The sequence below is a fragment of the Microbacterium enclense genome (assembly GCA_038182865.1).
Lineage (GTDB): Bacteria > Actinomycetota > Actinomycetes > Actinomycetales > Microbacteriaceae > Microbacterium > Microbacterium enclense_B.
In genome coordinates this window covers 1661622-1685422 of the sequence record CP116226.1, presented here as the reverse complement: position 1 = coordinate 1685422, position 23801 = coordinate 1661622, and the positions used below count along the sequence as shown (strand labels likewise).

The 23801-nt window shown below is 72.5% G+C and carries 22 protein-coding genes; 6 read left to right on the top strand and 16 right to left on the bottom strand.

The genetic code is table 11. The annotated features are described in order from the left end of the window. Position 1: 1 nt before the first annotated feature. Positions 2-754, top strand: a complete 753-nt coding sequence (gene cofE / locus PIR02_07915; GenBank protein WZH38590.1) for a coenzyme F420-0:L-glutamate ligase — start codon at positions 2-4, stop codon at positions 752-754. Between the two features lie 114 nt (positions 755-868). Here the strand turns inward: cofE and PIR02_07910 are convergent, their stop codons facing one another. From PIR02_07910 to PIR02_07890, 5 genes are all read right to left on the bottom strand, one after another. Then, the gene (locus PIR02_07910; GenBank protein ID WZH38589.1) at positions 869-1477 is read right to left on the bottom strand and encodes an energy-coupling factor transporter transmembrane component T; all 609 of its coding nucleotides are present in this window, start codon (positions 1475-1477) and stop codon (positions 869-871) included. Beyond that, a complete protein-coding gene (locus PIR02_07905) occupies positions 1471-2154 on the bottom strand; it encodes an ABC transporter ATP-binding protein (protein ID WZH38588.1) in 684 nt (227 codons plus the stop codon). The genes PIR02_07910 and PIR02_07905 overlap by 7 nt, the downstream gene beginning before the upstream one ends. Positions 2155-2245: 91 nt before the next feature. Continuing rightward, positions 2246-3346 carry an acetyl-CoA C-acyltransferase gene (locus tag PIR02_07900; protein ID WZH38587.1) on the bottom strand — a complete coding sequence of 367 codons (1101 nt, stop codon included), beginning with the start codon at positions 3344-3346 and terminating at the stop codon, positions 2246-2248. Next, positions 3336-4409 carry a class I adenylate-forming enzyme family protein gene (locus PIR02_07895; GenBank protein ID WZH38586.1) on the bottom strand — a complete coding sequence of 358 codons (1074 nt, stop codon included), beginning with the start codon at positions 4407-4409 and terminating at the stop codon, positions 3336-3338. The genes PIR02_07900 and PIR02_07895 overlap by 11 nt, the downstream gene beginning before the upstream one ends. Continuing rightward, positions 4406-5002, bottom strand: coding sequence for a biotin transporter BioY (locus PIR02_07890; protein WZH38585.1), 597 nt, complete (start codon positions 5000-5002; stop codon positions 4406-4408). Before PIR02_07890 ends, PIR02_07895 begins: the two co-directional genes overlap by 4 nt. 54 nt (positions 5003-5056) lie before the next feature. On the opposite strand from PIR02_07890, the gene PIR02_07885 reads away from it, so the two are divergent. Continuing rightward, on the top strand, positions 5057-5635 hold the full coding sequence (locus PIR02_07885; protein WZH38584.1) for a TetR/AcrR family transcriptional regulator C-terminal domain-containing protein: 579 nt from the start codon (positions 5057-5059) through the stop codon (positions 5633-5635). Positions 5636-5897: 262 nt separating this feature from the next. On the opposite strand, the gene PIR02_07880 is transcribed toward PIR02_07885, so the two are convergent. The 3 genes from PIR02_07880 to PIR02_07870 form a co-directional block, all read right to left on the bottom strand. Next, positions 5898-6836: a cytochrome b/b6 domain-containing protein gene (locus PIR02_07880; protein ID WZH38583.1), complete on the bottom strand. Its 939-nt coding sequence runs from the start codon at positions 6834-6836 to the stop codon at positions 5898-5900. Positions 6837-7730: 894 nt separating this feature from the next. Next, positions 7731-8684, bottom strand: a complete 954-nt coding sequence (locus tag PIR02_07875; GenBank protein WZH38582.1) for an electron transfer flavoprotein subunit alpha/FixB family protein — start codon at positions 8682-8684, stop codon at positions 7731-7733. After that, the gene (locus tag PIR02_07870) at positions 8684-9460 is read right to left on the bottom strand and encodes an electron transfer flavoprotein subunit beta/FixA family protein (GenBank protein ID WZH38581.1); all 777 of its coding nucleotides are present in this window, start codon (positions 9458-9460) and stop codon (positions 8684-8686) included. Before PIR02_07870 ends, PIR02_07875 begins: the two co-directional genes overlap by 1 nt. 159 nt (positions 9461-9619) lie before the next feature. Between PIR02_07870 and PIR02_07865 the strand changes: the two genes are divergently transcribed. Then, entirely contained in the window at positions 9620-10147 is a 528-nt protein-coding gene (locus PIR02_07865) for a MarR family transcriptional regulator (GenBank protein WZH38580.1), read from the top strand. A gap of 61 nt (positions 10148-10208) precedes the next feature. On the opposite strand, the gene PIR02_07860 is transcribed toward PIR02_07865, so the two are convergent. The 3 genes from PIR02_07860 to PIR02_07850 all read right to left on the bottom strand — a co-directional run bounded on the left by PIR02_07860 (position 10209) and on the right by PIR02_07850 (position 13239). Beyond that, complete coding sequence (locus PIR02_07860; GenBank protein WZH38579.1) at positions 10209-10997, bottom strand: enoyl-CoA hydratase-related protein; 789 nt, start codon at positions 10995-10997, stop codon at positions 10209-10211. Positions 10998-11139: 142 nt separating this feature from the next. Then, positions 11140-12318 (bottom strand): acyl-CoA dehydrogenase family protein, encoded by a 1179-nt coding sequence (locus PIR02_07855; protein ID WZH38578.1) that lies wholly within the window; start codon positions 12316-12318, stop codon positions 11140-11142. 204 nt (positions 12319-12522) lie between these two features. After that, on the bottom strand, positions 12523-13239 hold the full coding sequence (locus PIR02_07850; protein WZH38577.1) for a VIT family protein: 717 nt from the start codon (positions 13237-13239) through the stop codon (positions 12523-12525). A gap of 163 nt (positions 13240-13402) precedes the next feature. On the opposite strand from PIR02_07850, the gene PIR02_07845 reads away from it, so the two are divergent. Continuing rightward, positions 13403-16867: a choice-of-anchor I family protein gene (locus PIR02_07845; protein WZH38576.1), complete on the top strand. Its 3465-nt coding sequence runs from the start codon at positions 13403-13405 to the stop codon at positions 16865-16867. 106 nt (positions 16868-16973) lie between these two features. Here PIR02_07845 and PIR02_07840 read toward each other — a convergent pair whose 3' ends face one another. Beyond that, positions 16974-17690 carry a Type 1 glutamine amidotransferase-like domain-containing protein gene (locus PIR02_07840; protein ID WZH38575.1) on the bottom strand — a complete coding sequence of 239 codons (717 nt, stop codon included), beginning with the start codon at positions 17688-17690 and terminating at the stop codon, positions 16974-16976. Between the two features lie 171 nt (positions 17691-17861). Then, a complete protein-coding gene (locus tag PIR02_07835) occupies positions 17862-19040 on the bottom strand; it encodes a thiolase family protein (GenBank protein ID WZH38574.1) in 1179 nt (392 codons plus the stop codon). 90 nt (positions 19041-19130) lie between these two features. Between PIR02_07835 and PIR02_07830 the strand changes: the two genes are divergently transcribed. Beyond that, entirely contained in the window at positions 19131-19445 is a 315-nt protein-coding gene (locus PIR02_07830) for a YbjQ family protein (GenBank protein ID WZH38573.1), read from the top strand. 156 nt (positions 19446-19601) lie between these two features. Here the strand turns inward: PIR02_07830 and PIR02_07825 are convergent, their stop codons facing one another. Continuing rightward, positions 19602-20177, bottom strand: a complete 576-nt coding sequence (locus PIR02_07825; GenBank protein ID WZH38572.1) for a TetR/AcrR family transcriptional regulator — start codon at positions 20175-20177, stop codon at positions 19602-19604. Positions 20178-20372: 195 nt separating this feature from the next. On the opposite strand from PIR02_07825, the gene PIR02_07820 reads away from it, so the two are divergent. Next, complete coding sequence (locus tag PIR02_07820) at positions 20373-21344, top strand: zinc-binding dehydrogenase (GenBank protein WZH38571.1); 972 nt, start codon at positions 20373-20375, stop codon at positions 21342-21344. A gap of 184 nt (positions 21345-21528) precedes the next feature. On the opposite strand, the gene PIR02_07815 is transcribed toward PIR02_07820, so the two are convergent. Further along, positions 21529-22008, bottom strand: a complete 480-nt coding sequence (locus PIR02_07815) for an NUDIX domain-containing protein (protein ID WZH38570.1) — start codon at positions 22006-22008, stop codon at positions 21529-21531. Further along, complete coding sequence (locus PIR02_07810) at positions 22008-23735, bottom strand: DUF4407 domain-containing protein (protein WZH38569.1); 1728 nt, start codon at positions 23733-23735, stop codon at positions 22008-22010. Before PIR02_07810 ends, PIR02_07815 begins: the two co-directional genes overlap by 1 nt. Positions 23736-23801 lie beyond the last annotated feature (66 nt).

Here is a 23801-nt window from a genome sequence, read left to right as displayed (position 1 = left end):
CGTGCTGCAGGTCTGGGCCGTCGACGGCATCCGTGAGATCACCCCGGGAGACGATCTCGTCGGGGTGATCCTCGATGCCCTGGGGGAGCCTCTGCAGGACGGCGACATCGTCGTCGTGACCAGCAAGGTCGTCTCGAAGGCCGAGGGCCGGATCATCCGGGCCGACGACCGCGAGGACGCCATCACCCGCGAGACCGTGCGCCTCGTGGCATCCCGCACCTCTCCCACGGGACACGTGACCCGGATCGTCGAGAACCCGCTCGGGATCGTCTCGGCCGCCGCCGGAGTCGACGCGAGCAACACCCCCGAGGGCACGGTGCTGCTGCTGCCCGTCGATCCCGACGCCTCGGCCCGGCACCTCGCCGAGGGGCTCCGCGCCGTCGCCCGGGTCGGCGTGATCATCACCGACACGCTCGGTCGCGCGTGGCGGGAGGGGCAGACCGATCACGCGATCGGGGCCGCCGGCATCCACGTCTTCGAAGACCTCCGCGGGACTACGGATGCCGAGGGCCGGCCCCTCGTCGTGACACTGCCGTGCGTGGCCGACGAGATCGCCGCGGCCACCGACCTCGTGAAGGGCAAGGCATCGCGCCGGCCCGTCGCGATCGTGCGCGGACGTGCCGACCTCGTGGGCGATCTCGACCTGCCCGGTGCCCGCTCGATCGTCCGTGACCCCGCGCGCGACATGTTCCGCCAGGGCGCCGACGAGGCGTACGCCGAGGGCTTCGCCGCGGGGCGCGCGGCGCTCTCCTGACCCCGCCCGCGCCCGCCCCCGCTCGACCTCGAGATCACACGACCGGTCCGAGATCACCCGTTCTCGCGCCTCCAGAACGGGTGATCTCGCGCGGATCGTGTGATCTGGCACCGATCAGCGGATGCCGCGCGCGGCGAGCGCATCGCCGAGGTCGTCGGCGTGACGCAGCGCCACGATGAGGAACGGCAGGGCGCTGCGGCCCAGCGACGGACGCAGGCCCCGCGCTCGCTGCGCATCCCGGATCTCGACGGCCAGACGAGCGAGCACCGGGATCATCGTGAGGGTCACCGTGAGCAGGAGTGCCGCCCGCACCGGGTCGACGCCGAGCCGCCGCAGCGCGCTCGCGCCGCGTTCCATCGCGTCGAGCATCGTCGACACGCGCGTGGTCAGCGGCAGAAGTCCCACCACGAGCAGCGCCGCCGCGACCCGCGTCGTGTTGACGGCGGCGAGCTCCGGGCCCAGGAACACGAGCTGCCCCACCGCGGTGACCACGATGACCCAGCGCAGCGCCCACCCTTGCCGAGCGAGCTCCCGCAGCCCCGCCTTCACCCCCATGCCGGCGCCGAGATACAGCACCACCGTCACACCGACCGCGACCGGCACCGCTGCCGACGCCGAGGGAAGTGCGGCGAGGAGAAGAGCCACCAGCGACAGGAGCGCGAGCTTCGGGCCGGCCGGCATCCGGTGCATCCACCCGTCGCCCGGGCGATATAGGCTCAGCACGACAACGCCCGCTCGTAGGCGTCGACGATGTCGAGCGCGGTTCCGGATGCCACGGCCCGGCCGCCCTCGAACAGCACCGCCGCCTCGCATCGCCGTGCGAGAGCCAGATCGTGGGTCACCACGACGAGCGTGTGACCGGTGTCGGCGAGCAGATGGCCGGCGACGGCCCGCGCGTTACGGGCGTCGAGGAACGCGGTCGGCTCGTCGGCCACGACGATCTCGGGGCGGCGCACGAACGCCCCGCACAGCGCGAGCAGTTGCTTCTGACCGCCCGAGAGCGCGTGCGCGGCCTGATCTCCGAGACCGTCGAGGCCGAAACGTGCCAGCGCCTCGCTCACGCGGCGGTCGCGCTCCGCGCGCGCGAGTCGCTCGGGCCGGAGGGAGAGCGCGACGTCCTCCGACACGGTGGGCATCACGATCTGCGCGTCGGGGTTGCTCAGCACCAGGGCGACGCGGCGGCGGTGCGCTCCGGCATCCGCGTCGGGGTTGTGACCGCCGACCTCGAGCGAGCCCGCGGTGCGACGGACGAGCCCCGCCACGACGCGAGCGAAGGTCGACTTCCCCGAGCCGTTGTCGCCCACCACCGCGATCGTGCGGGCGGCGAGATCGAGGGTGACATCGCGCAGCACCGTGCGGTCGTCGAGACGCACGCCGAGGCCGGTGCAGCGGAGGCTCATCGCGTCACCCCCGCCCGGCGGGCGGTCACGGCTTCGCCTGCAGGGATGCCATCCGCGGGGCCGGGCTCGTCGGCGACGCACGCGGGGCCCGTCACCGCACGACCTCGAACGCCGCGGCGACACCGAGACCACCACCGACCGACGCGGCGGCCACGCCCCGGGAACCCGCGGGCGCACCCGCGCGCACGAGACGGCTGAACAACCGCACGACCGCGACCGCTCCGCTCGCGCCCCACGGGTGTCCGAGCGCGAGGGCGCCGCCGTCGGCGCAGACGCGCGGATCGTCGTCGGCGAGCCCGAGGCGCGACAGCACCGCGATGCTCTGCGCGGCGAACGCCTCCACGATCTCGAACGCGGAGACCTCGGCCACCTCGATACCCGCTTGCGCCAGGGCGGCCTCGACCGCCGGCGCCGCGCCGATCCCGGGGAGCGCCGGGTCGCACCCCACGACGGCGGCGCCGCGCACCGCCAGGCCGGGCGCAGATCCCGCGGGGGCGACGACCACAGCCGCCGCCCCGTCACCGATGCGCGTCGAGGTGCCCGCGGTGACCGTGCCCTCGGCGAAGAGCGGCGCCAGGCGGCCGAGGACTGCCGCGCCGACTCCCACCGCCTCGTCTTCCCCTACGCCGTCGACCTCCACGATCTCGGCGGCGAAGCGGCCCGCCGCTCGCGCCGCGGCGGCTCGCGCGTGACTGCGCTCGGCGGCCGCGTCCTGCCGTGCTCGCGCGAGACCGTCGTGACGCGCGAGATCCTCGGCAGCCCGCAGCATGTCGGGGTCGGCGAAACCCGCGGGCGCGAAGGGCGCCCGGGTATAGGCGACGCCGTCGACGCTGCGGAGGGGCGCGGTCGAGGCGCTCTCCACGCCTCCCGCCACGCGCCGACGTCCGTCCGCGCGCACCGCGTTCGCGACATCCACGATCGCGGCCAGGCCGCTGCCGCACTGACGATCGACGCTCCCCCCGGGGACCAGCGGCCCCAGCCCCGCCGCGAGCGCCGCGAGTCGGCCGGGGTTGCCGCCGGGGCCCGCGCAGTTGCCCATCACGACGTCGGCGATCGGGGGTGCACCCGCGTCGGCGACGACCGCGGCGACCACGGCCCCGCCGAGCCGGGCCACGTCGACACGCGCGAGCCCGCGCCCGCGCACGGCGAGAGCGGTGCGGCGAGCCGCGACGATGACGGGATCAGTGTCCATCGACGCTCGCGTCCTCCACCCGGCGGGCGACCTCGGCGCGGGCGGGCTTTCCCGACGGTGTGCGTGGGATCTCGCCGACGAACCACCGGCGCGGGCGATGCGCCGGCGCCAGACGTTCCGCCGCCGCGGCGCGCAGGTCGACCGTCGCGCCGCGGTCGAGCTCGACGAGCGCGGCGACGAGGGCGCCGACCCTGGGTCGCGGCATCCCGAACACGACCGCGTCGCGCACCCCGGGAATCTCCCGGAGGGTCGCCTCGACCTCGTGCGGGACGACGGTCGCCGAGGCGCTGAGGATCGCTCCGTCACGGCGGCCCCGCAGGCGCAGGCGGCCCTTCACCCACGCCGCGCGGTCGCCGACGGTCGCCCACGCGGCATCGCGGCGCAGGGGGCCGTCGGCCCCGAGATATCCGGAAGCCACGAACGCCGATCGCACCCAGACCTCACCGTCGCGCACCTCGAGATCGACTCCCGGGAAGGGGCGCAGACCGTCTCCCGTGTCGACCGCGACGAACGACAGCTCGGCGGCGCCGTAGTACGCGACGACGCGCACGCCCGACGCCTCCGCGCGTTCTCGCAGCGCGGGATCGAGATGCGACCCGCCGACCAGCGCGGTGCGCGGCCGGAGCCCCGCATCGAGGGCGGCACGCAAACCCTCCGGGGTCGCGTGCAGGTGGGTGGCGGACGAGGGCGAGCCGAGCACGGCGCGCGGACCGCCCTGGAGCGCGTGCGCGAGCGAGAAGAGCGTCAACGACGACGACGCGGGCGCCGGGAGCGCCACGACGTCCGCGGGCCCGGCTCCGAGAAGATCGGCCACGGCGTCGAACGAGTCGGCCCACGACGCCGCCGAACGCTGCACCACGCGCGGGGCGCCGGTGCTGCCCGAGGTCAGGGTCGCCCAGGCGGTGTCCTCGGCCACCCCGGTCCCGGATGCCAGGCGCCCGACGCCCGCGCGCTGGGCAGCGCTCCACCGCGGATCGGCGATGAGCACGGCGTCGCCCGCGGATCGGGTCTCCGCGATCCGCGCGAGCAGCCGCGGATCGTCACCGTCGAGGACGACGATCACGCCGGAACGACTGCCGGAGCCGGGGCCGCGGCACGCCACGTGCGGCGGAAGCCTCGGGGGTACGCGCGCACGAGGGCGGTGACGACCGTTGTCGCGACGGCGGCTTTGAGGAGATCGCCCGGGACGAAGACGAGGCTCGTGAGCGCCGTCTCGCCGAGCGGGAGGCGCGTCACCAGACTCTGCACGGGGATGCCGATCAGGTAGATCGCCGCGACGCCACCGGCCAGCATGGCCACGGCCGTGCGCCACACCACGGGCCGCCGCCCGCCGGCGTGAACGACGAGACCGACCACGACGGCCCCGAGGATCCAGCCGAGGGCATACCCCGCCGAGGGGCCGAGGAAGACGCCGATCCCCCCGCGCCCTCCCGCGAGGAGCGGCAGGCCGACCGCGGTGAGCGCGAGGAGCACCGTCACCGACAGGGCTCCGAGCCACGGGCCCAGCACGGCACCGGCGAGCATCACCCCGAGCGTCTGGGCGGTGATGGGCACTCCCCCGAACACGGGGAAGCTGCCGGGCAGGCCCAGCACGGCGATCAACGCGGCGAACACGGCTACGCGGGCGAAGTCGGTGGCATCGAGGGTACGGGTCATGACAAGCCTTCCTGAACAGTGTTCACCTGAACAGCGTTCACTATACTCAGACGCATGGCTCCCCGAGGACACTCCGCCGACGACGTCGCCCGCACCGCACTGCGGATCCTCGACGATCACGGCCTCCCCGACCTCACGATGCGCCGGCTCGCGACCGCGCTCGAGGTGCAGCCGAGCGCCCTGTACTGGCACTTCCCCAACAAGCAGACGCTGCTCGCCGAGCTCTCGGATCGCATCGTCGGCCGCATGGCATCCGGAGTCCCCGTCGACCTGCTGGTCGAGGCGCACGCCCTGCGCGACGCGCTGCTGACCTACCGCGACGGCGCGGAGGTCGTCTCGAGCACCCTCGCGCTCGGGCTCGGGTCGTCGCTGGCGCACGACCGGCTCGCGGCCGCCGTTTCTGCGACCGGCGCCGACGCCGAGACGGCGCGACGCGTCGCCACCACCGTGCTGCACTACGTGCTCGGGTTTGTGTGGCATGAGCAGCAGCGCCTGCAGTACGACAGCGTCGGCGTGCGGGTGGGCGGCGGCGCGGCGGGGGACGCCGGCGGCCCCGCGGGCCTCGCCTCCGACGACTTCGCCTTCGGTCTGACCCTCATCTCCGACGGTCTGCGGGCCCGTCGACGCGTCTGAGCGACGCTGCCGTCCGCCGAAACCGCATGCTCTCGTCGAGACCGTATGCCTCTGCGCGCAATCGGCTGCGCCCTCGGCGAAGATGTGCGGTCTCGACGCCGCCGCGCGGCATCCGCCGAGAGCACACGATCGGTCCGAGATCACAGCGAAATGCCGCGACGGAGCGTGTGCCGTGGAGCGGACCGTGTGATTTCGCGGCGCAATGCGCGCCGCGCCGGGCCCCATGGAAGCACGCGCGGCCCGCGTGAGCAGCCGCCCCGCGTCAGCGCTGCTTGACGTCGCCGAAGAGGCGGGCGATCGGCACCAGCACCGCGGGACGCGCGGCCACCCAGCCCGCCGCCATCACGAGCAGGGATGCCGCGAACAGCAGGAGTCCGGTCAGATCGCTCGTGTACGCGCCCGGGTCGACCGCGCCGCGGGCGGCGTACATGTGATTGAGGTTGCGCAGGGCCCCGGTGGCCAGCACGAGAGCGACGTGCACCACGATGAACGCCACGAAGAACAGCATCACGGGGAAGTGGATCCTGCGCGCCCATTCGATCGGGTACAGGCGCGTGAGCCTCTCGGCATCCTTCGGCCACACGCCGGACAGACGCACACCCGACACGATGGCGAGCGGGGCAGCGATGAACGTGATCGCGAAGTACGACAGCTGCTGCAGGCTGTTGTAGTTCACCCAGCCGTTCTCGGTCGGCCAGTCGAGCGAGAGGTACTGCAGCGCCGCCGACACGGCGTTGGGGAAGACCTCCCATGACGTCGGCACGATCCGCATCCACTGTCCGGTGACGAACAGCAGCACGACGAAGAGGACGCCGTTCGCGATCCACAGGATGTCGATCGCCTGGTGGAACCACAGCGCCAGGCTGATCCGGCGCTTCTTGTTGCCCCGCGGAGACCAGAAGGCGGCGGGACGCTTCTCGCGCCGCACCTGCCAGCCACTGCGGATGATGAACAGCAGGAAGAAGCTGTTGAGGAAGTGCGACCAGTTCAGCCAGACCGGCAGGCCCACGGGCGCGCCCTCGGGCAGGGGGTACTCGCCGGGGTAGGCCGCGAGGAACTGCTGACCCGGCTCGAGAGCCAGCACGAAGCGGGCGAACAGCACCGCGATGCCCGCGAGAGCGAGAGCGAACACACCGAGCACGGCCGTCGAGCCGAGCCACTGCAGCGGCGTGTAGGGGCCGAGGCGTTTCGGCTCGGACATCGCGGGACGGGGGGCGGATGCCGAGACGCCCGGCCACACCGTCTTCGGCACCGTGAGGGGCGCGCTCGGGGCGGCCCGCTTCCCCGGGCCCGCTGCGGCCGCGGCCGGAGGGGCGGATGACTTGCCCCCGGAGCCGCTGGGCCCCGCGGCCGGAGGCGTCGGAGCGGACGCCCCCGCGCCCGTGGCCGGGACCGGGGTGGGCGCCGGGGCGCTCGAGCCGGGCGCCGGGGCGCTCGAGCCGAGGGTCGGGGCACTCGAGCCGGGGGTCGGGGCGCTCGCGCCGGGGGTCGAGGCCGGAGCGGACACCGACGCGCCCAGGCTCGGGGCCGGGGCGGGTGGCCACGGCTGACCGCCGGGTGTGCGGGGAAGTCCGCGGCGGACGTCGGCGGCGCTGTCGTTTTGCGGGTGCGACGAGGTCACAGATACGGAAACCGACGTCGGATCCGGATCGATCTCCGCTACCGGTCCGGATCTGCGAACGGTTTCCGGATCCGTTGCCCCCGGCGCGGGTGGCCAGGGGTCGCCGCCGGCGACGCGGGGCAGACCGCGACGCACACCGCCCGCCCCCGCCCCCGCACCCGCACCAGCACCAGCACCAGCACCAGCACCCGCGGCACCGGACCGGTCCGGGTGCGTGGCATCCGTCACCGCCGCGCCCACACCAGAAACCACCTCGGGCGCCCCGGATTCGGAGCCGCGCGCCCCCGTACCCGCGTCGACAACGACGTCGTCTGACGCATCCGTTCCCGCACCCGCACCCGCGATCTCGGCCGCGCGAACCGCATCGGACCCGCCCGAGCCCAACCCGGGCATGCCGGAGGCCGCGGGCGGCCAGGGCTCCCCGCCGGGGGTGCGCGGCAGCCCGCGACGCGGGGTGCGGGGTGTGGACGCCATCTACTTCTTGTGGGCCTCGAGCGCGCGGATCAGGTGCGGAACGACGGTGAACAGGTCTCCGACGATACCGAAGTCGGCGATGTCGAAGATCGGCGCCTCGGGGTCTTTGTCGATGGCGACGATGGTGGTAGCCGTCTGCATGCCCGCGCGGTGCTGGATCGCGCCCGAGATCCCCAGCGCGATGTAGAGCCGCGGCGACACGGTCACCCCCGTCTGCCCGACCTGGGCGGCGGCCGGAACGTACCCGGCGTCGACCGCGGCGCGCGAGGCGCCGACCGCCGCCCCGAGAACGTCGGCGAGCTGTTCGACGAGCGCGAAGTCCTCCCGCGATCCCACGCCGCGGCCCCCGGCCACCACCGTCCGCGCTCCGCGCAGTTCGGGCCGCGACGACGGCGCCGCGGTCTCGGAGAAGCTCTCGATCCGGGCGGACGGGATCCCGGATGCCACGACCTCGAGCCGCTCGACGATGAGGGGCTGCGCGTCGAGGCGATCTGTCACGGCTCCCGGCCGGAGGGTGGCGACGAGCGGGCCGAACGTCGGCGCTCCCTCGACCGTGAACGCCCCGCCGAACGCGGAGTGCTGCGCGACGACGCCGAGGTCGTCGCGTGCGACACCGACGATGTCGGCGGCGAGGGGCAGACGGAGGCGTGCCGCGAGCCGCGCGGCGGCATCGCGCGACTCGACGGAATTCGCCGCCAGCACGAGGTCGGGTCTCTCGCGGGCGACCGCCGCGGCGAGGGCGTCGACCACGGGAAGGGTCAGCGCGTCGGAGTCGGCGTCGGCGGTGAGCACCCGTACGGCACCGAGGGCCGCGGCCTCGGCGGCGGCGTCAGCCGGGCCCACGACGAGCGCGACCGGCTCCCCCACCCGCTCGGCCGCGGCGAGAAGCCCGGCCGCCGAGGCGGAGAGCCCGCCCCCGGGGAGCACGTCGAGAAGGACGAGGGCGACCACCATCACGCCACCCCCTCAGCGATGAGGAACGCCGCGAGTCTCTCACCGGCATCGCCCTCATCCACGATCTTCGTCCCCGCGGCGCGCGGTGGCCGCTCGGCGACCGACAGCATGATGTATCGGGCGACGGCAGGATCGTCGGGCTCGACGCCGAGGGCAGTGGCATCCAGGATCTCGTAGGGCTTCTTCTTCGCCGCCATGATGCCCTTGAACGTCGTGAAGCGCCCTTCGGGCAGGGCCTCGGTGATCGAGACGACCGCGGGGAGGGGCGCCGATACCCGCATCGTCCCCGCATCGCTCACGCGGTCACCGGCCACGGTGTCTTTCCCGATCTCGAGAGACGACAGGGCGGTCAGCTGCGGGACGCCGAGCATCTCGGCGATCATCGCGGGCAGCACTCCGCCCCCGCCGTCGGTCGAGAGGTTGCCCGCGACGACGAGGTCGAAGCCGGTGTGCCGCAGCGCCGCGGCCAGCACCTCGGCGGTGAGCACGAGGTCGGCGCCCCGCAGCGCGTCGTCGACCACGTGCACGGCCGAGGTCGCCCCCATCGCGAGCGCCTTGCGCACGGTCGCGGTCGCCGACGTCGGTGCCATCGTGAGCACGACCACCTCGGTTCCCGGGGTGGCGTCGGCAGACGACAGCGCCGCTTCGACGGCGCGCTCGTCGATCTCGTCGAGCACGGGCGTCGAGCCCGCACGGTCGGTCAGCCCCGTTTCGAGGTCGAGCCGCCGCTCGCCCCAGGTGTCGGGCACTTCCTTGATGAGGACCATGATCTTCATCGACGCGTCTCCTTCGTTCGGGGGGTGCGGAGAGAATGGGCCCGCGGAGGCGTCGACAGGCTCAGCCACCGCTCGCGGCTCGGCCACCGGGTGCCGCCCGGGTGCCGCCCCACAACGCGGACACCGGGCGCGCGGTACCGTGAATCGCGAGGAGGACCGATGACCCGACGACTGCCGGTCGACCCGATCGCCGAAGCCAAACGCCAGTGGCTCGCGCACGGGTGGGACGAGGCCGCCGACGGCATGACGGTCGTGACCTCGGTGATCCGGGCGCACCAGTTGCTCATGGCATCCATCGATCGGGCGCTGAAGCCCTTCGATCTGTCGTTCTCGCGGTTCGAGATGCTGCGGCTCCTCGCCTTCACACGGGAGGGACGGATGCCGATGGCCAGCGCCATCGCCCGCTTGCAGGTGCACCCGACCAGCGTGACGAACACGGTCGAGCGCCTCGCGCGCGACGGGCTCGTATCGCGCGAGCCGCATCCCACCGACGGGCGGGCAGCCCTGCTCGCCCTCACGGACGCCGGACGTCGACGCGTGGATGAGGCGACCGCGGCACTGAACGACGTGTTCGCCGACCTGGGTCTCGACGACGACGACGCGACGGCACTCGTGCGCATCATCGCGCGCTTCCGCAAGGGTGCCGGCGACTTCGCCGATCCGGCTCCCGTGCCCGACCCGCTGTGACGTGGGCTCGCGGCGGGACGCCGCGCGGTCGCGCGGTCGAGGCGTCCACCCGTACTTCCGGTCATCGGTGCGTGAACGACGGTGCCCGCTTCTCGCGGAACGCCGCCATCCCCTCCTTCTGGTCTGCGGTGTCGAACAGGCCCGCGAACGCCTGACGTTCGAAGCGCAGGCCTTCGGCGAGCGAGGTCTCGAGCGCCGCGTCGAGCGCCGCCTTCGCCGCGTAGAGCGCGGGGAGCGGCTTTGCGGCGATCGTCTCGGCGACAGCCTGCGCTTCGTCGAGGAGGTCGTCCGCGGCCACCACCCGCGACACGAGCCCGACCCGCTCGGCTTCGGCCGCGTCGATCATGCGGCCTGTGAGCACCAGCTCGGCGGCCTTGTAGTACCCGAGCGCCCGCACGAGCCGCTGCGTTCCGCCCATGCCCGGGATCACGCCCAGCTGCACCTCGGGCTGGCCGAACCGCGCGCGATCCGAGACCAGGATGACGTCGCACATGAGCGCGAGCTCGCATCCCCCGCCGAGGGCGTAGCCGGAGACGGCCGCGACGACGGGGGTGCGGACCGCCGCGAACCGTGACCACCGGCCGAAGTGGTCGGTCAGGGTCATCTCGACGCTCGACTTGCCCTCCATCTCTTTGATGTCGGCTCCCGCGGCGAAGGCCTTCTCACTCCCCGTCACGACGATCGCGCCGATGCCCTCGTCGGCGTCGAACGCCTCGGCCGCGGCGACCACCTCGTGCATCGTCCGCGTGTTCAGCGCGTTCAGCGCCTCGGGGCGGTCGAGCGTGATCCACCCGACGCGTCCGCGCTGCTCGACGCGGATCGTCTCGTAACCGGCATCCTGATCCGTCATGTCACTCCCATTCGGTCTGCGCGGGTGACCCCGCTCTGGCATGCTCGCACGCTCCCCCGACGCCGATCGAGGGGGTTCCGCCCGCGGCCCGGTCCGCCGGATGCCGAGATGACGGCTCTCGCGCCCTCGCGGCACCAAGGGCTCAGGCAGCCAGCACGCTCCGGCCGACGATGAGACGCATGATCTCGTTCGTGCCCTCGAGGATCTGATGCACGCGGAGATCGCGGACGACCTTCTCGATGCCGTAGTCCTGCAGGTAGCCGTAGCCGCCGTGCAGCTGCAGGGCCTCGTTCGCGACGCGGAACCCGACGTCGGTCGCGAAGCGTTTGGCCATCGCGCAGCGGGTCGCGGTCTCGGGCGCCTTCGCATCGAGCGCTGCCGCCGCGTCGCGCACGAGCAGACGCGCGGCTTCGAGCTCGGTCGCCATGTCGGCGACGGCGAAGACGACCGACTGCTTCTCGGCGAGCGCCTCCCCGAACGTGAACCGCTCGTGCACGTAGGCGATCGCGCGGTCCAGCGCCCAGCGCGCTCCGCCGATCGAGCACGTCGCGATGTTGAGGCGCCCGCCGTTGAGGGCCGTCATCGCGATCGAGAAGCCGCGCCCCTCGCCGCCGAGGAGGTTGTCGGCAGGCACGCGCACCTCGTGCAGCACCACTTGGCGCGTGGGCTGCGCGTTCCACCCCATCTTCTTCTCGTTCGGCCCGAACGACAGCCCCTCAGAGTCAGCGGGAACGAGGAACGCGCTGATGCCCCGCGCTCCCGGCTCGCCCGTGCGGGCCATGACGACGTAGACGGATGCCTCGCCGGCACCGGAGATGAACTGCTTGACGCCCGTGATGACGTACGTGTCGCCGTGGCGGATCGCCGAGGCCGTGATCGCCGCGGCGTCGGAACCCGCACCGGGCTCGGTGAGACAGTAGGAGCCGAGGTCGTCCATCGCGACGAGACCGGGGAGCCACCGCTCGCGCTGCGCCGACGTGCCGTACGCGTCGACCATCCACGCGACCATGTTGTGGATCGTGATGTACGCCGTCACGGTCGGGTCGCCGTAGGCGAGCTCTTCGAAGATCGCGACGGCGTCGCTGCGCGACAGCCCGGCGCCGCCCACGTCGTCGTTGACGCAGACGCCGCCGAGGCCCAACGCGCCCGCACGTCGCAGGACATCGCGGGGGAAGTGCTTCTCGGCATCCCATTCGAGAGTGTGCGGGGCGAGTTCGGTCGCCGCGAAGTCGCGGACGGCGTCGAGGATGGCCTCGCGCTCCTCCGCCGACAGGGTGCTGTCGCGGCGAGCGTCGAGCGCGGGAGCAGGGGTGGTGTCCATGCGGCTCTCCTTCGTGGGGCGACGGCGTCGTCGCTCTCCCCAGATTACCTGGACGTCCTACTAATTGCTAGGTGTAGCGACTAATACCCCCACCAAACGCTTCCCCGTGCGAAACACGACACGACCCGGTGTTTCTCCCGCGCCGGAGCGTTCGCAGCCGCGCATGACGGCGCACGCCCGCGCCGCTGGAGTCGGCTGTCGGCGTCAGCCCGCGGCCACACCGAACAGCGACCCCACGAGATACGTCGCCCCCAGCGCGAGGGCGCCGCCGATCACCGTGCGCAGGATCGAACGTCCGCGCCGCGCGCCGCCGATCCACGCCGCCACATACCCGGTGACGGCCAGCGCGATCAGCACTGCCGCGAACGTCAGGGGAACCCGCACCTCCACCGGCGCCAACAGGATCGTCGCGAGAGGCAGCAGCGCCCCGATCGTGAACGCCACCGCCGAAGCGAGCGCCGCGGTCCACGGGCTCACCACGTCATCGGCGTCGATGTTCAGCTCGACCGCGAGATGGGCTTTGAGAGCATCGGATGCCGTGAGCTCGGTCGCCACGCGGGTCGCCGTGTCGCGCGTGAGCCCCTGGGCCTCATACAACCCGACGAGCTCGGCGAACTCGGCATCCGGATCATCCGCGAGCTCGCGGCGCTCCTTCTGGATGAGCGCGCGCTCGCTGTCGCGCTGGCTCGAGACCGAGACGTATTCGCCGAGCGCCATCGACACGGCCCCGCCGACGAGCGCCGCGAGACCCGCGACCAGCACCGGGCCGACCTCGCTGGTCGCCCCCGCGACACCCACGACGACCGCGGCGGTGGACACGATGCCGTCGTTCGCGCCGAGCACTCCGGCGCGGAGGCCGTTCAGCCGTTGCGCGAGGCCTTGGCGGTGCGGCTCGTCGGGATGGGCGCCGGGCGTGGTCATGCGCTCAGGCTAGACCGCCGTGCGTCGCCCGGGGTGGCCCCACCACCGTTCGCCCCTCGTTCACCGACGCGTCATACGCCGCGGGCAGACTCGGCCCACTCGCCGCCCCCGCGGCGTCCGGCGCCACCCCCGCGCGTCGCCCCCCGCACCCGAGGACACAGCCATGCCTTCGCCCTTCCTTCGCCGTACCGTCGCGCTGACCGCGACCACGGCGGCCGTCTGCGCGCTCGCGCTCTCCAGCGTCACCGCGGCGTCCGCCGCGATCGTGCCCGACCCGATCCGCGATGCCCCCGCCGACAGCTCGGTGTCGCTCCGCCCGATCGGCACGTACGAGACCGGCATCTTCGACCAGTCCGCCGCCGAGATCGTGCACGCGTACAAGAACCGCCTGTTCGTCGTGAACGCGCAGGCGGGCGCGGTCGACGTGCTCGACATGAGCGACCCCACCGCTCCCACGAAGCTGTACTCGATCGCCGGCACCGGCGTGGCGAACTCCCTCGCCGTCCGCGCTGACGGCCTCGGCGTGATCGCCCTCGAGGACACCGACAAGACCGCACCGGGCCGTCTGGTGTTCTTCGACGCGGATGCCGCCGAGCCGACCATCCTCGGCGAGGTCACCGTGGGGGCCCTGCCCGACATGGTGACGATCTCGCCCGACGGCACGGTCGCCGTCGTCGCCAACGAGGGCGAGCCGGCCGACGACTTCTCGAGCGACCCGGAGGGCTCGGTCGGGATCGTGGCGCTGCCCGCCGACAAGGCGACCCCGAGCCAGGATGCCGTGCGCACCGCCGGATTCGACGCCTTCGAGCAGGGCGGGTCGAAGACCCTCGACCCCGCCGTCCGCGTCTTCGGTCCCGACGTCGCCGCTCCCGACCAGGGCGACACCCCGCTCGCCGCGAACCGTGTGAGCCGGAACCTCGAGCCCGAGTACGTCACGATCGCCGGCGGAACCGCCTACGTCGCCCTGCAGGAGGCGAACGCGATCGCGACCGTCGATCTGGCTTCGGCGGAGGTCACCGGCATCCGGTCCCTCGGGTTCAAGGACTACGGCGTCGAGACGCTCGACGCGAGCGACCGCGATCCCGAGGACGCCCCCACCTACAACGAGAAGAGCTACCCCGGGTTGTTCGGCATGTACATGCCCGACGGCATCCAGGCCTACGAGGCGAACGGCGAGACCTACCTCGTCACCGCCAACGAAGGTGACGGTCGCGAGTGGGGCGAATACACCGATACCGCGCGCGTCAAGGACCTCGGGGAGGACGGCCTCGCCCCGGTCTGCGCCGACAGCCCGCTGGCCGGGTCGCTCGACGACGCCGACCTGGGCCGCCTCACCATCGCGACCGACAAGGGGCTGAACGCCGACGGCACCTGCTACGCGGAGCTGTACACGTTCGGGGGGCGCGGCTTCTCGGTGTGGAACACCGCGGGCGAGCAGCTCTTCGACTCGGGATCGGACTTCGAGCGCCTCACGCACGAGGCGAACCCCGACTTCTTCAACTCGAACCACTCCGCCTCGAACCTCGAAAGCCGCAGCGACGACAAGGGCCCCGAGCCCGAGAACCTCGCGATCGGTGAGGTCGACGGCCGCACGTATGCCTTCATCGGCCTCGAGCGCGTCGGCGGGGTGATGACCTACGACATCACCGACCCCACCGCGGCCACCTACGCCGGGTACGTCAACAACCGCGACTTCTCGGTCTCGATGGAAGACCAGCTCACCGGGGACGAGAGCGCCGACCGCGAGCTGCTCGCGAAAGCGGGCGACCTCGGCCCCGAGGGTGTGGACTTCATCCCGGCCGCTGCGTCGCCGAACGGTCGACCGCTCGTGGCCGTCGGCAACGAGGTGTCGGGCACCACGACGCTGTTCGAGGTCACGAACCCGACCGTGAAGAACATCGACATCGTCACGATCAACGACTTCCACGGTCGCCTCGAAGCCGGATCCCAGGGCGAGGCCGGCGCGGCCGTCGTCGCCGGCGCCGTGGAGGCGAAGGAGGCCGCGAACCCGAACACGCTGTTCGTCTCGGCGGGTGACAACATCGGCGCCTCGACGTTCACCTCGCTCATCCAGGACGACTCCCCCACGATCGACACGCTGCAGGCCTCGGGCCTCGACGTCTCGGCCGTCGGCAATCACGAGTTCGACCGCGGCTTCGCCGACCTCACCGACCGCGTGCTGCCCGAGTACGGCGGCGGCGCCTACGGTCTCGGGGCCAACGTCTACAAAAAGGGCACGAAAGAGTCCGCGCTCGACGAGTACGCGATAAAGGACATCGACGGCGTGCGCGTCGCCTTCATCGGCACCGTGACCCCCGACACCGCGACGATGGTCGATCCGGCAGGCATCGCCGACCTCGAGTTCGGCGACCAGCTCGAAGCCGCGAACCGCGTCGCGGATGAGATTACGACGGGCGACCTCGCCGATGTGATCGTGCTGCTGACGCACTCGGGCGCCGCCGTGTCCGACGACTGCGCCGCGATCGCCGCCGACCAGGCCGGCTTCGGAAACCTGGCGCTGAACGCTTCACCCGAGATCGACGCGATCGTCTCGGCGCACACGCACCAGACCTACGCGTGCGATCTCCCTGTCGCGGGCACCGACCGCACCCGCCCGGTGATCCAGGCGTACGAGTACGGCAAGGCGATGGGGCAGCTCTCGCTCGCGTGGGACACGCGCACCGACTCGCTGGCATCCATCTCCGGAACGACGTTCTCGCTCGCGGGGGCTTTCGCTCCGGATGCCGACATCGAGGCGAAGGTCGCGGAGGACGTCGCGCAGGCCGACGTCATCGGCGCCACGCCCGTCGGCGAGATCAGCGGCGACATCCTGCGCGGCGGCACCCCGTCGGGCAGCGACCGCGGCGTCGAGTCGTCGATGGGCAACTGGGTCGCAGACGTGTACCTCTGGGCGACCTCGCAGAACCCCGCGTACGCCGGGACGAAGGCGCAGATCGCGCTGATGAACCCGGGCGGCCTCCGCGCCGACCTGCTGAAGGGCGACGACGGCGTGGTCACCTACAAGGAGGCCGCTCTCGTGCAGCCCTTCGCCAACACCCTCGTGACGGTGACGCTGACGGGCGAGCAGCTCCGCGGCATCCTGAACGAGCAGTGGAAGGCGGAGGGGGACCGACCGAAGCTGCACCTGGGTGTGTCGGAGGGCTTCACCTACGCCTACGAGCAGGACGCGAGCAACCCCCGCGTGGGTTCAGTCGTGTCGATGACCTACCAGGGCACGGAGATCGCCGACACCGACACGTTCACGGTCGCGACGAACTCGTTCCTCGCGAACGGCGGTGACGGCTTCCCGACCTTCGCGGCGGGCACCGACCGCACCGACACCGGTCAGATCGACCTCGACGCGACGCTCGCGTACTTCGAGGCGACGCCGGTGGTCGACCCGACACCCCTCGGACGCGCGATCCTGGCCTCCGACGAGACCCCGGGGGAGAACCCCGGCGAGAACCCGGGAGCCCCGGGCCCGGATGCCGAGAACCCCGGCCAGCGCCCCGGTCAGGACCTCGCGAACACCGGTGCCGAGGCGCCATGGGGCCTGGCCCTCGCGGGTGGCTTCCTCGTGGTGGCCGGCGGTCTCGCCTTCGCCCTGCGGCGTCGCCGCACGGTCTGAACCCTCGTCCGGGAACGGCCCTCACCCTCCCGGGTGGGGGCCGTTGCCGTTTCCGGGCGGTCACCGGGGCGCGCGGCTGCCGCGGCGCGCGGCTGCCGCGGGCACCTCAGGCGCGGAGCACCTGCACCCGCACGCCGGATGCCGCCGACTCGACGCGCCAGACCTGCCCCCTGCCGCGCACAGCCGGGGCCGCCTGCGCCGAGACCACCAGGGCGGTATTCTCATCGATCGCCACACCGTCGGTGACGAGGCCCGCATCGACGGCGGCGACGAGACGCGAGAGGGTGCCCCACTGGGCGGCGTGCACGTCGACCGCGAAGTCAAGGAGCCCGAGACCCGGACGCACTTCGACCGCGTCGAGCTCTTCGCTCGCGTCCTCCGATGCGACCTCGACCCCCTCGACGCGGAACCCGCCGACGAGCGCCGGACCCGCGGCGATGGCTGCGCCCGCCGAGAACCCGGCGTACGCCACGCCGTCCGCCACCCGCTCGCGGACCAGATTCCGGATGCCGCCGAAGGCATCGCCGTACGCCGGAGTCAGGCCCCCGCCGACGAACAGGCCGTCGGCCTCGATCGCGGCATCCGTGAAGCTCTCGCCCTCGACGATCGCGTGCACACGGATCTCGTCGGATGCCGCCCCGGCTGCTTCGAGCACGCCGCGGAAACGGTCGACCGAGGAATCGTCGTCGGCCTCGAGAACGAGCAGCAGCGCGATCGCGGGCGCACGGCCGGCCGCGCGCTCCCGCGCTTCGCTCACGAAGGCTTCCAGCAACGATCCGCAGGCGGCAACGTCGCGGCCGCCACCGAGAAGGAACACACTCATGCGCCCAGTATCCCGGGGCTGCCGCCCGCCGAAACCACCCGGGCCGTACCGTCCCGCGGACTCCACCCCCGACACGCCGCCCCACAGCCCTCCCACCCGGCGCGTCGCCGCCGACATCCGCACGACGGCACGCCAGCGCACGGCGCCGCGGGCGGTCGGGCGCGCCCCGGGTCAGTACCGCCGCAGCAGCGCCGCCAGCGCTTGACCGCCGCCGATGCACATCGTCACGACCGCGTACTCGAGGTCGCGGCGCTGCAGGTCGAGCGCCGCGCGAACGGTGAGGATCGCGCCGGTCGCACCGACGGGGTGGCCGAGGGCGATCGCGCCGCCGTACGGGTTGACCTTCTCGGGGTCCAGTCCCGCGTCGCGGATCACCGCGACGGCTTGGGCGGCGAACGCCTCGTTCAGCTCGATCACGTCGACGTCGGCGGGGGTGAGCCCGGTCTGTTCCCACAGCCGCCGCAGAGCGAGGACGGGGGCGTACCCCATGATCTCGGGGTCGACGCCGGCGGTCGTCACGGCCTCGAGCGTCGCGAGACCGGTGAGCCCGCGATCGCGTACGTCGTCTTCGCGCAGGAGCACGGTCGCGGCGGCGCCGTCGTTGATGCCCGAGGAGTTGCCGGCGGTCACCGATCCCTCCTTCTCGAATGCCGGCCGCAGACCCGCCAGCGTCTCGAGGGTCGTGCCCGGTCGCGGATGCTCGTCGACCGAGACCTCCACCGGGCGCTTGCCGCCGGTCGTCACGGGCACGATCTCCTCCGCGAACGCCGCGCGCGCGGCATCCGTCGATGCTCGTCGCTGGCTCTCGACGGCGAAGGCATCCTGCTCCTCGCGCGAGACGGAGTACCGGGATGCCACGACCTCGGCCGTCGTGCCCATGTGCCGGCCACTGAAGGGATCGGTGAGGATCGCGAGGGTGCCGTCGAGCAGGGTCCGGTCGCCGAGCCGGGAGTTGCCGCGGGCGCCGTACTCGAGGAAGGGTGTGCGCGACATGCTCTCGTCGCCGCCGGCGACGGCGACGTCGATGCCTCCCCAACGCAGCTCTTGCGCGGCCGACCAGATCGCCTGCAGGCCCGAGCCGCACAGGCGGTTCACGGTGAACGCGGGAACGCGCGTGGGGAGTCCGGCCGCGAGAGCGACGCGGCGGGCGTTGTACGCGTCGGGACCGTTCTGCGCGATGCAGCCCATCACGACCTCGTCGACCTCGTCGGCGGCGACCCCCGCACGACGCAGCGCGTCGGTCACGGCGACCGCCCCGAGTTCGTGCGCGTCGACGCCCGAGAGCGACCCCCCGAACGAGCCGATGGGCGTGCGCGCGCCCGAGACGATGACGATCCGCGATTCTGACACGTGTGCACAGTACGGGAGTCGGGCGGACCGATCCAGGGGTCGCCCGATTTGGTCTGGTGCGGTCGGCACGCCCGCTGCCACACTGGCCCCATGCTCGTGACAACCATGAATGACGTTCCCGGCCGCCAGATCACCGAAGTCTTCGGTGAGGTGACCGGCCTCACCGTCCGCGCACGCAACATCGGCGTGCAGTTCGGCGCCGGCCTCAAGTCGATCTTCGGCGGCGAGCTGCAGGGACTCACCCAGCAGCTGCAGGAGAGCCGCGACGAGGCCAAGCAGCGCCTCATCGAACAGGCCCAGGCGCTCGGCGCCGACGCGGTGATCGCGATGCGCTTCGACACGAGCGAGGTGGCGCAGAACTTCCAGGAGGTCGTCGCTTACGGCACCGCGGTGAAGCTGGGCTGACGCGCTCTCGCGTCACCGCTCCCCGGGGTGGAGGGAGCCGCTCGGGCGACCTCGGCGCGAGCCCGGCGAGACGGATCTCCCTCGCATCGCCCGGAGAGGTCCGCTGCGTGCCGTCTCGCGGTCCGGCACCGGCCGGGCCGCGCGCGACGCGGAGGATCAGGGGCGCCCCCACGACGCGAGCGTCGTCGGGATGGATGCCAGGGTCGCCAGCGCCCCGTCCCGGTCGGCGCGCGCGAGGGTGAGCCCGGCCACGACCAGCGACGCGCAGACCGCGGCGAGAGCGTCGACGGCATCCGGAGTCAGGTCGGGACGACGGTCGGCGACCGCGGCCCGGATCGCCGCGCGCATCTCGGACGCGTAGTCGGACACGAGAACGCGCACCTCCGCGTCGTCGGTCGCGAGCGGCGACGAACCGGCGTTGAGGAGCAGGCAGCCGAGCCGCGCGCGGGGCGTATCGGCCGCGATCGCCTCGCGCATCTCGGCGACGTAGGCCTCGAGGGCACCGGGGTCTCCCCCGCCCAGCGGGCGCAGGCGCGTGCGCACGACGTCGTCGAGGTACGCCCCCAGCACGGCATCGAAGAGTCCGCGCTTGCTGCCGAAGGCGTTGTAGATGCTCGAGCGCGTGAGGCCCGTCGCCTCCTCGAGCTCGGCGATGCCCGCCTCGGCGTAGCCACGTCGCCAGAACACGTCGCGCGCGGCGTCGACGACGGCGGAGCGTTCGAAGCTCGGCATCCTGCCCATGTTCTTTCCCTCTTGTGGTCGTGCGCCCGGGACCCCTCGACGCTCTCGAGATGGGGGATTGCCCGGGGGGCTGACCCCGTCGACGCCACCGGTCCCGTCGACGCTCTCAGGGGCCTCCCGGTTGCGCTTTCGGGGCCGAGGTCTATATTAGACCGGTCGTTACAAAATAACCACAGGAGGAATTCCATGCGCGCAGTCATCCACCACGAGTTCGGCGAACCGGCCGACGTCCTCGGCGTCGAAGAGGTCGAGACCCCGACCCCCGGCCCCGGCGAGGTGCGCCTGCGCGTGATCCTGTCCCCCATCCACAACCACGACCTGTGGACCATCCGCGGCACGTACGGCTTCACGCCCGAGCTGCCCGCCCGCGCCGGCACCGAGGCCGTCGGCGTCGTGGACGCCGTGGGCGAGGGCGTCTCTCTCGAGGTGGGCCAGCGTGTTGCGACCGGCGGTACCTTCGGCGTCTGGTCGGAGTACGTCATCGCCCCCGCCGCGGGTCTCATCCCCGTCTCCGACGCCCTGTCCGACGAGATGGCCGCGCAGCTGGTCGCCATGCCGTTCAGCGCCATCAGCCTGCTGCACTCGCTCGACCTCACAGCGGGCGACTGGATCGTGCAGAACACCGCCAACGGTGCCGTGGGGCGCATGGTCGCGCAGATCGCCGCGGCCCGTGGCATCCACGTCGTCGGTCTCGTCCGCCGCCAGAGCGCCGTCGAGGAGCTCGCCGCGCAGGGCATCGACAACGTCGTGTCGACCGACGCCGACGACTGGCGCGACAAGGCCCTCGCCCTCGTCGGTGACGGGAAGGTCGTCGCGGGCGTCGACTCGGTCGGCGGACCGGCCGCAGGCCAGGTGCTGTCGCTGCTGAGCGAGAACGGCACGCTCGTGATCTTCGGCTCGATGGGCGCGGGCAAACTCGAGCTCGGCGCCGGCGACCTCATCTTCCGCCAGGCCACCGTGAAGGGCTTCTGGGGCAGCGTCGTCAGCAAGACGATGGATGCCGACACCCGCGGCGCCCTCTTCGGTGAGCTGTCGCGCTACCTCGCCGACGGCACCGTGACCCTTCCGGTCGCGGCGACCTTCGGCCTCGACGACATCGTCGACGCCGTGACCGCGAGCGACTCGCCGCGCGTCGGCAAGGTGCTCCTGCGCCCGTGACCTGAGTCGGCGCCGCGAGTCCGCGAGGGCGGGTTCCTCGAGGCCGGGCCCCGGGGTGCGCTGCGCGTGGGTACTCGGCCCGGTTGAGTGTCCAAAACACCCGGACGTTTTCTTGAGGCGTCCGGGTGTTTTGGACACTCAACCGGGGAACACGACGTCGCGGCCGGGCGAGGCGCAGGAGGAGTCAGCGCCCGGGCAGGGCCTCGAGCGCTGCGGCGAGGGCGTCGAGCGCGGGCCGCTGGCCCTTCACGAGCGCGTCGCGCGCGGCATCCAGGCTCATCCACTCGGCGCGATCGACCTCCGGGAACGACGCCTTCGTGCCGGAGCGGGGCGGCCACTCCATCTCGAACTCCCCGAAGGTGAAGTCGGATGCCGTGAACCCCGCGCCGTCGCCGGCGAACACCACGACCTTCTTGCCGCTGGAGTACGGGAACGTCCCGAGTTCGGCCCAGGCGACCTCGGGCGCCTCGACGCCGAGCTCCTCACGGAACTCGCGGCGGGCGGCATCCAGGGCACCCTCGGTGTCGGGGTCGTACTCGCCCTTCGGGATCGACCACGCGCCGGCGTCCTTCTTCGCCCAGAACGGTCCGCCCATGTGGGCGATGAAGACCTCCGGCTCGGGGGTGAGCCGGTAGAGCAGGAGGCCCGCGCTCCAGGCGACCATCAGGCCGTCGCCGCCGGAACGCGGGCGGCCTCGTCGACGATCACGTCGGCGCGCTTGCGGTACGTGCGGGCGGTGACGCGATCGAGGGCGATCTGGCCGCGCATCTTCTCGGCTTTCTCGTAGAGCGAGGGTCCCCCGAATCCGGTCAGGACCTTCACGAGCACGGGGAGCAGCTCGATCATGAAGAACAACGCTGCGATCAGGTAGTGCGCCCAGCGGAGCACGGGCTCGCGGTCCGACAGGCGTTCGAGCGCCGTGATCTGGCTGAGCAGGCCGACCGCTCCCGCGTTGCCGTCGGCGACCGACGCCGCGCGCTGGTTGTACGCGGCGAGCGCGGCCTCGTACTGCGTGCGGGCGGCGGGCAGTTGGTCTTGCGCCTGCTGCTTGTTCTGTTCGGCGGAGGATGCCGCGGCCTCGGTGCCCGCGGCGTTGGCGGCGGCGAGGGCGCTCTGCGCCTGCGCGAGCTGGGCCGAGAGGGTGTCGTACGCCGACTGCGCCTGTGTCAGCTGCGCTTCGGCGGCGTCGGAGCTCGCGCCGTTGCCGGGCACGCCGCTACAGCCGGCGACCTGTCCCGCCCCCTGACCCGTCAGTTCGCACTGATACACGGCGCGCGCCTGGTCGATCACGGTCTGCTGGGCGGCGAGCTGCTGGGTGAGCTGGTCGACGGTCTGCTGCGCCGCGGCGGACTCCGCCGATGTCGAAGACGTGCCGGTGACGATGCCGGTCGCCGCCTGGTTCTCGAGCGCCGACACCTGGGCGCTGGCGGCGTCGAGCGCCTGCTTCTCGGGGCCGTTGGTGACGGCATCCTGATCGTTCAGGGCCTGGGTGACGTTGGTGGAGTTCACCTCGCGAGCGATGTCGTTCTGGAAGATCTGCAGCACGAGCGGCTCGGCGACCACGATGCCGATCAGGGCCGCCATGATCACGCGGGGGAACGCGAGTCCGAGCAGCCGGAAGACGTTCTTGGTCGAGCGCATCGTCGAGGTGAGGAAGCGGTCGAGGTTGAAGATGATGAGGCCCCAGATCAGGGCGAGCGGGATCGCGAGGAGGATGCTGACGCGCACCCCCGTGAGCAGCGCGAACATCATCGACAGCGCCGACACCAGTGCCGTTCCGGCGAGCACGAGGAACATCTGCACGAAACGCGGCACCTCTTCGGGCACCTCGTTCAGGACGTCGTTGTCGGCTCCGCCGAGCACGGCCATGCGTCGGATGAGCGAGAGCCGCGGCCGACGGGGGTCGTCGCGGCGGAGTCGCGGGTGGCGGGGATCGGATGCCACGGGCGCGGATGCCGCGTCTTCGGGCCCGTCGGGCAGCTCGTCGCCCTCGACGGCCGTCGTCTCGCCGGTCGCGGCCACGTCCCGCTCGAGGACGAGCGTCTCGTCGAAGAGCGGCGCCGAGCGGGCACCGTCGAGCACCTCGGTCTCGTCGGCGGGATTCGGGGGTGTCCGCCCTGTGGCGGCGGGACTGTCGACGCTGTCGTCGGCGAAGTGCGCGAGGAGCGCGGTCGCGCCGGTCGGCGGCTCGGTGTCGTCGGGGTGCCCCGACGGTGCGCCCCAGGGCTCGGTGGCACCGGCGGCGACGAGGTCGCCGCGGTCGGCGTCACGAGGGGCCGGGTTCTGCGCGGCGAGGATGTCGTCGAAGTACTGCGCACGTTCCTCGTCCGTCAAGCGGTCGAGACGGCCGGGTGCTTCGGGACGACCGGGCCGGTCAGCAGAAAAAGGCATTCGCACAGGGTACGTCGCGATCCCTGCCCTCTCCTGAGCGGCGCCTGAGGCGCAGCCCAGCGCCGG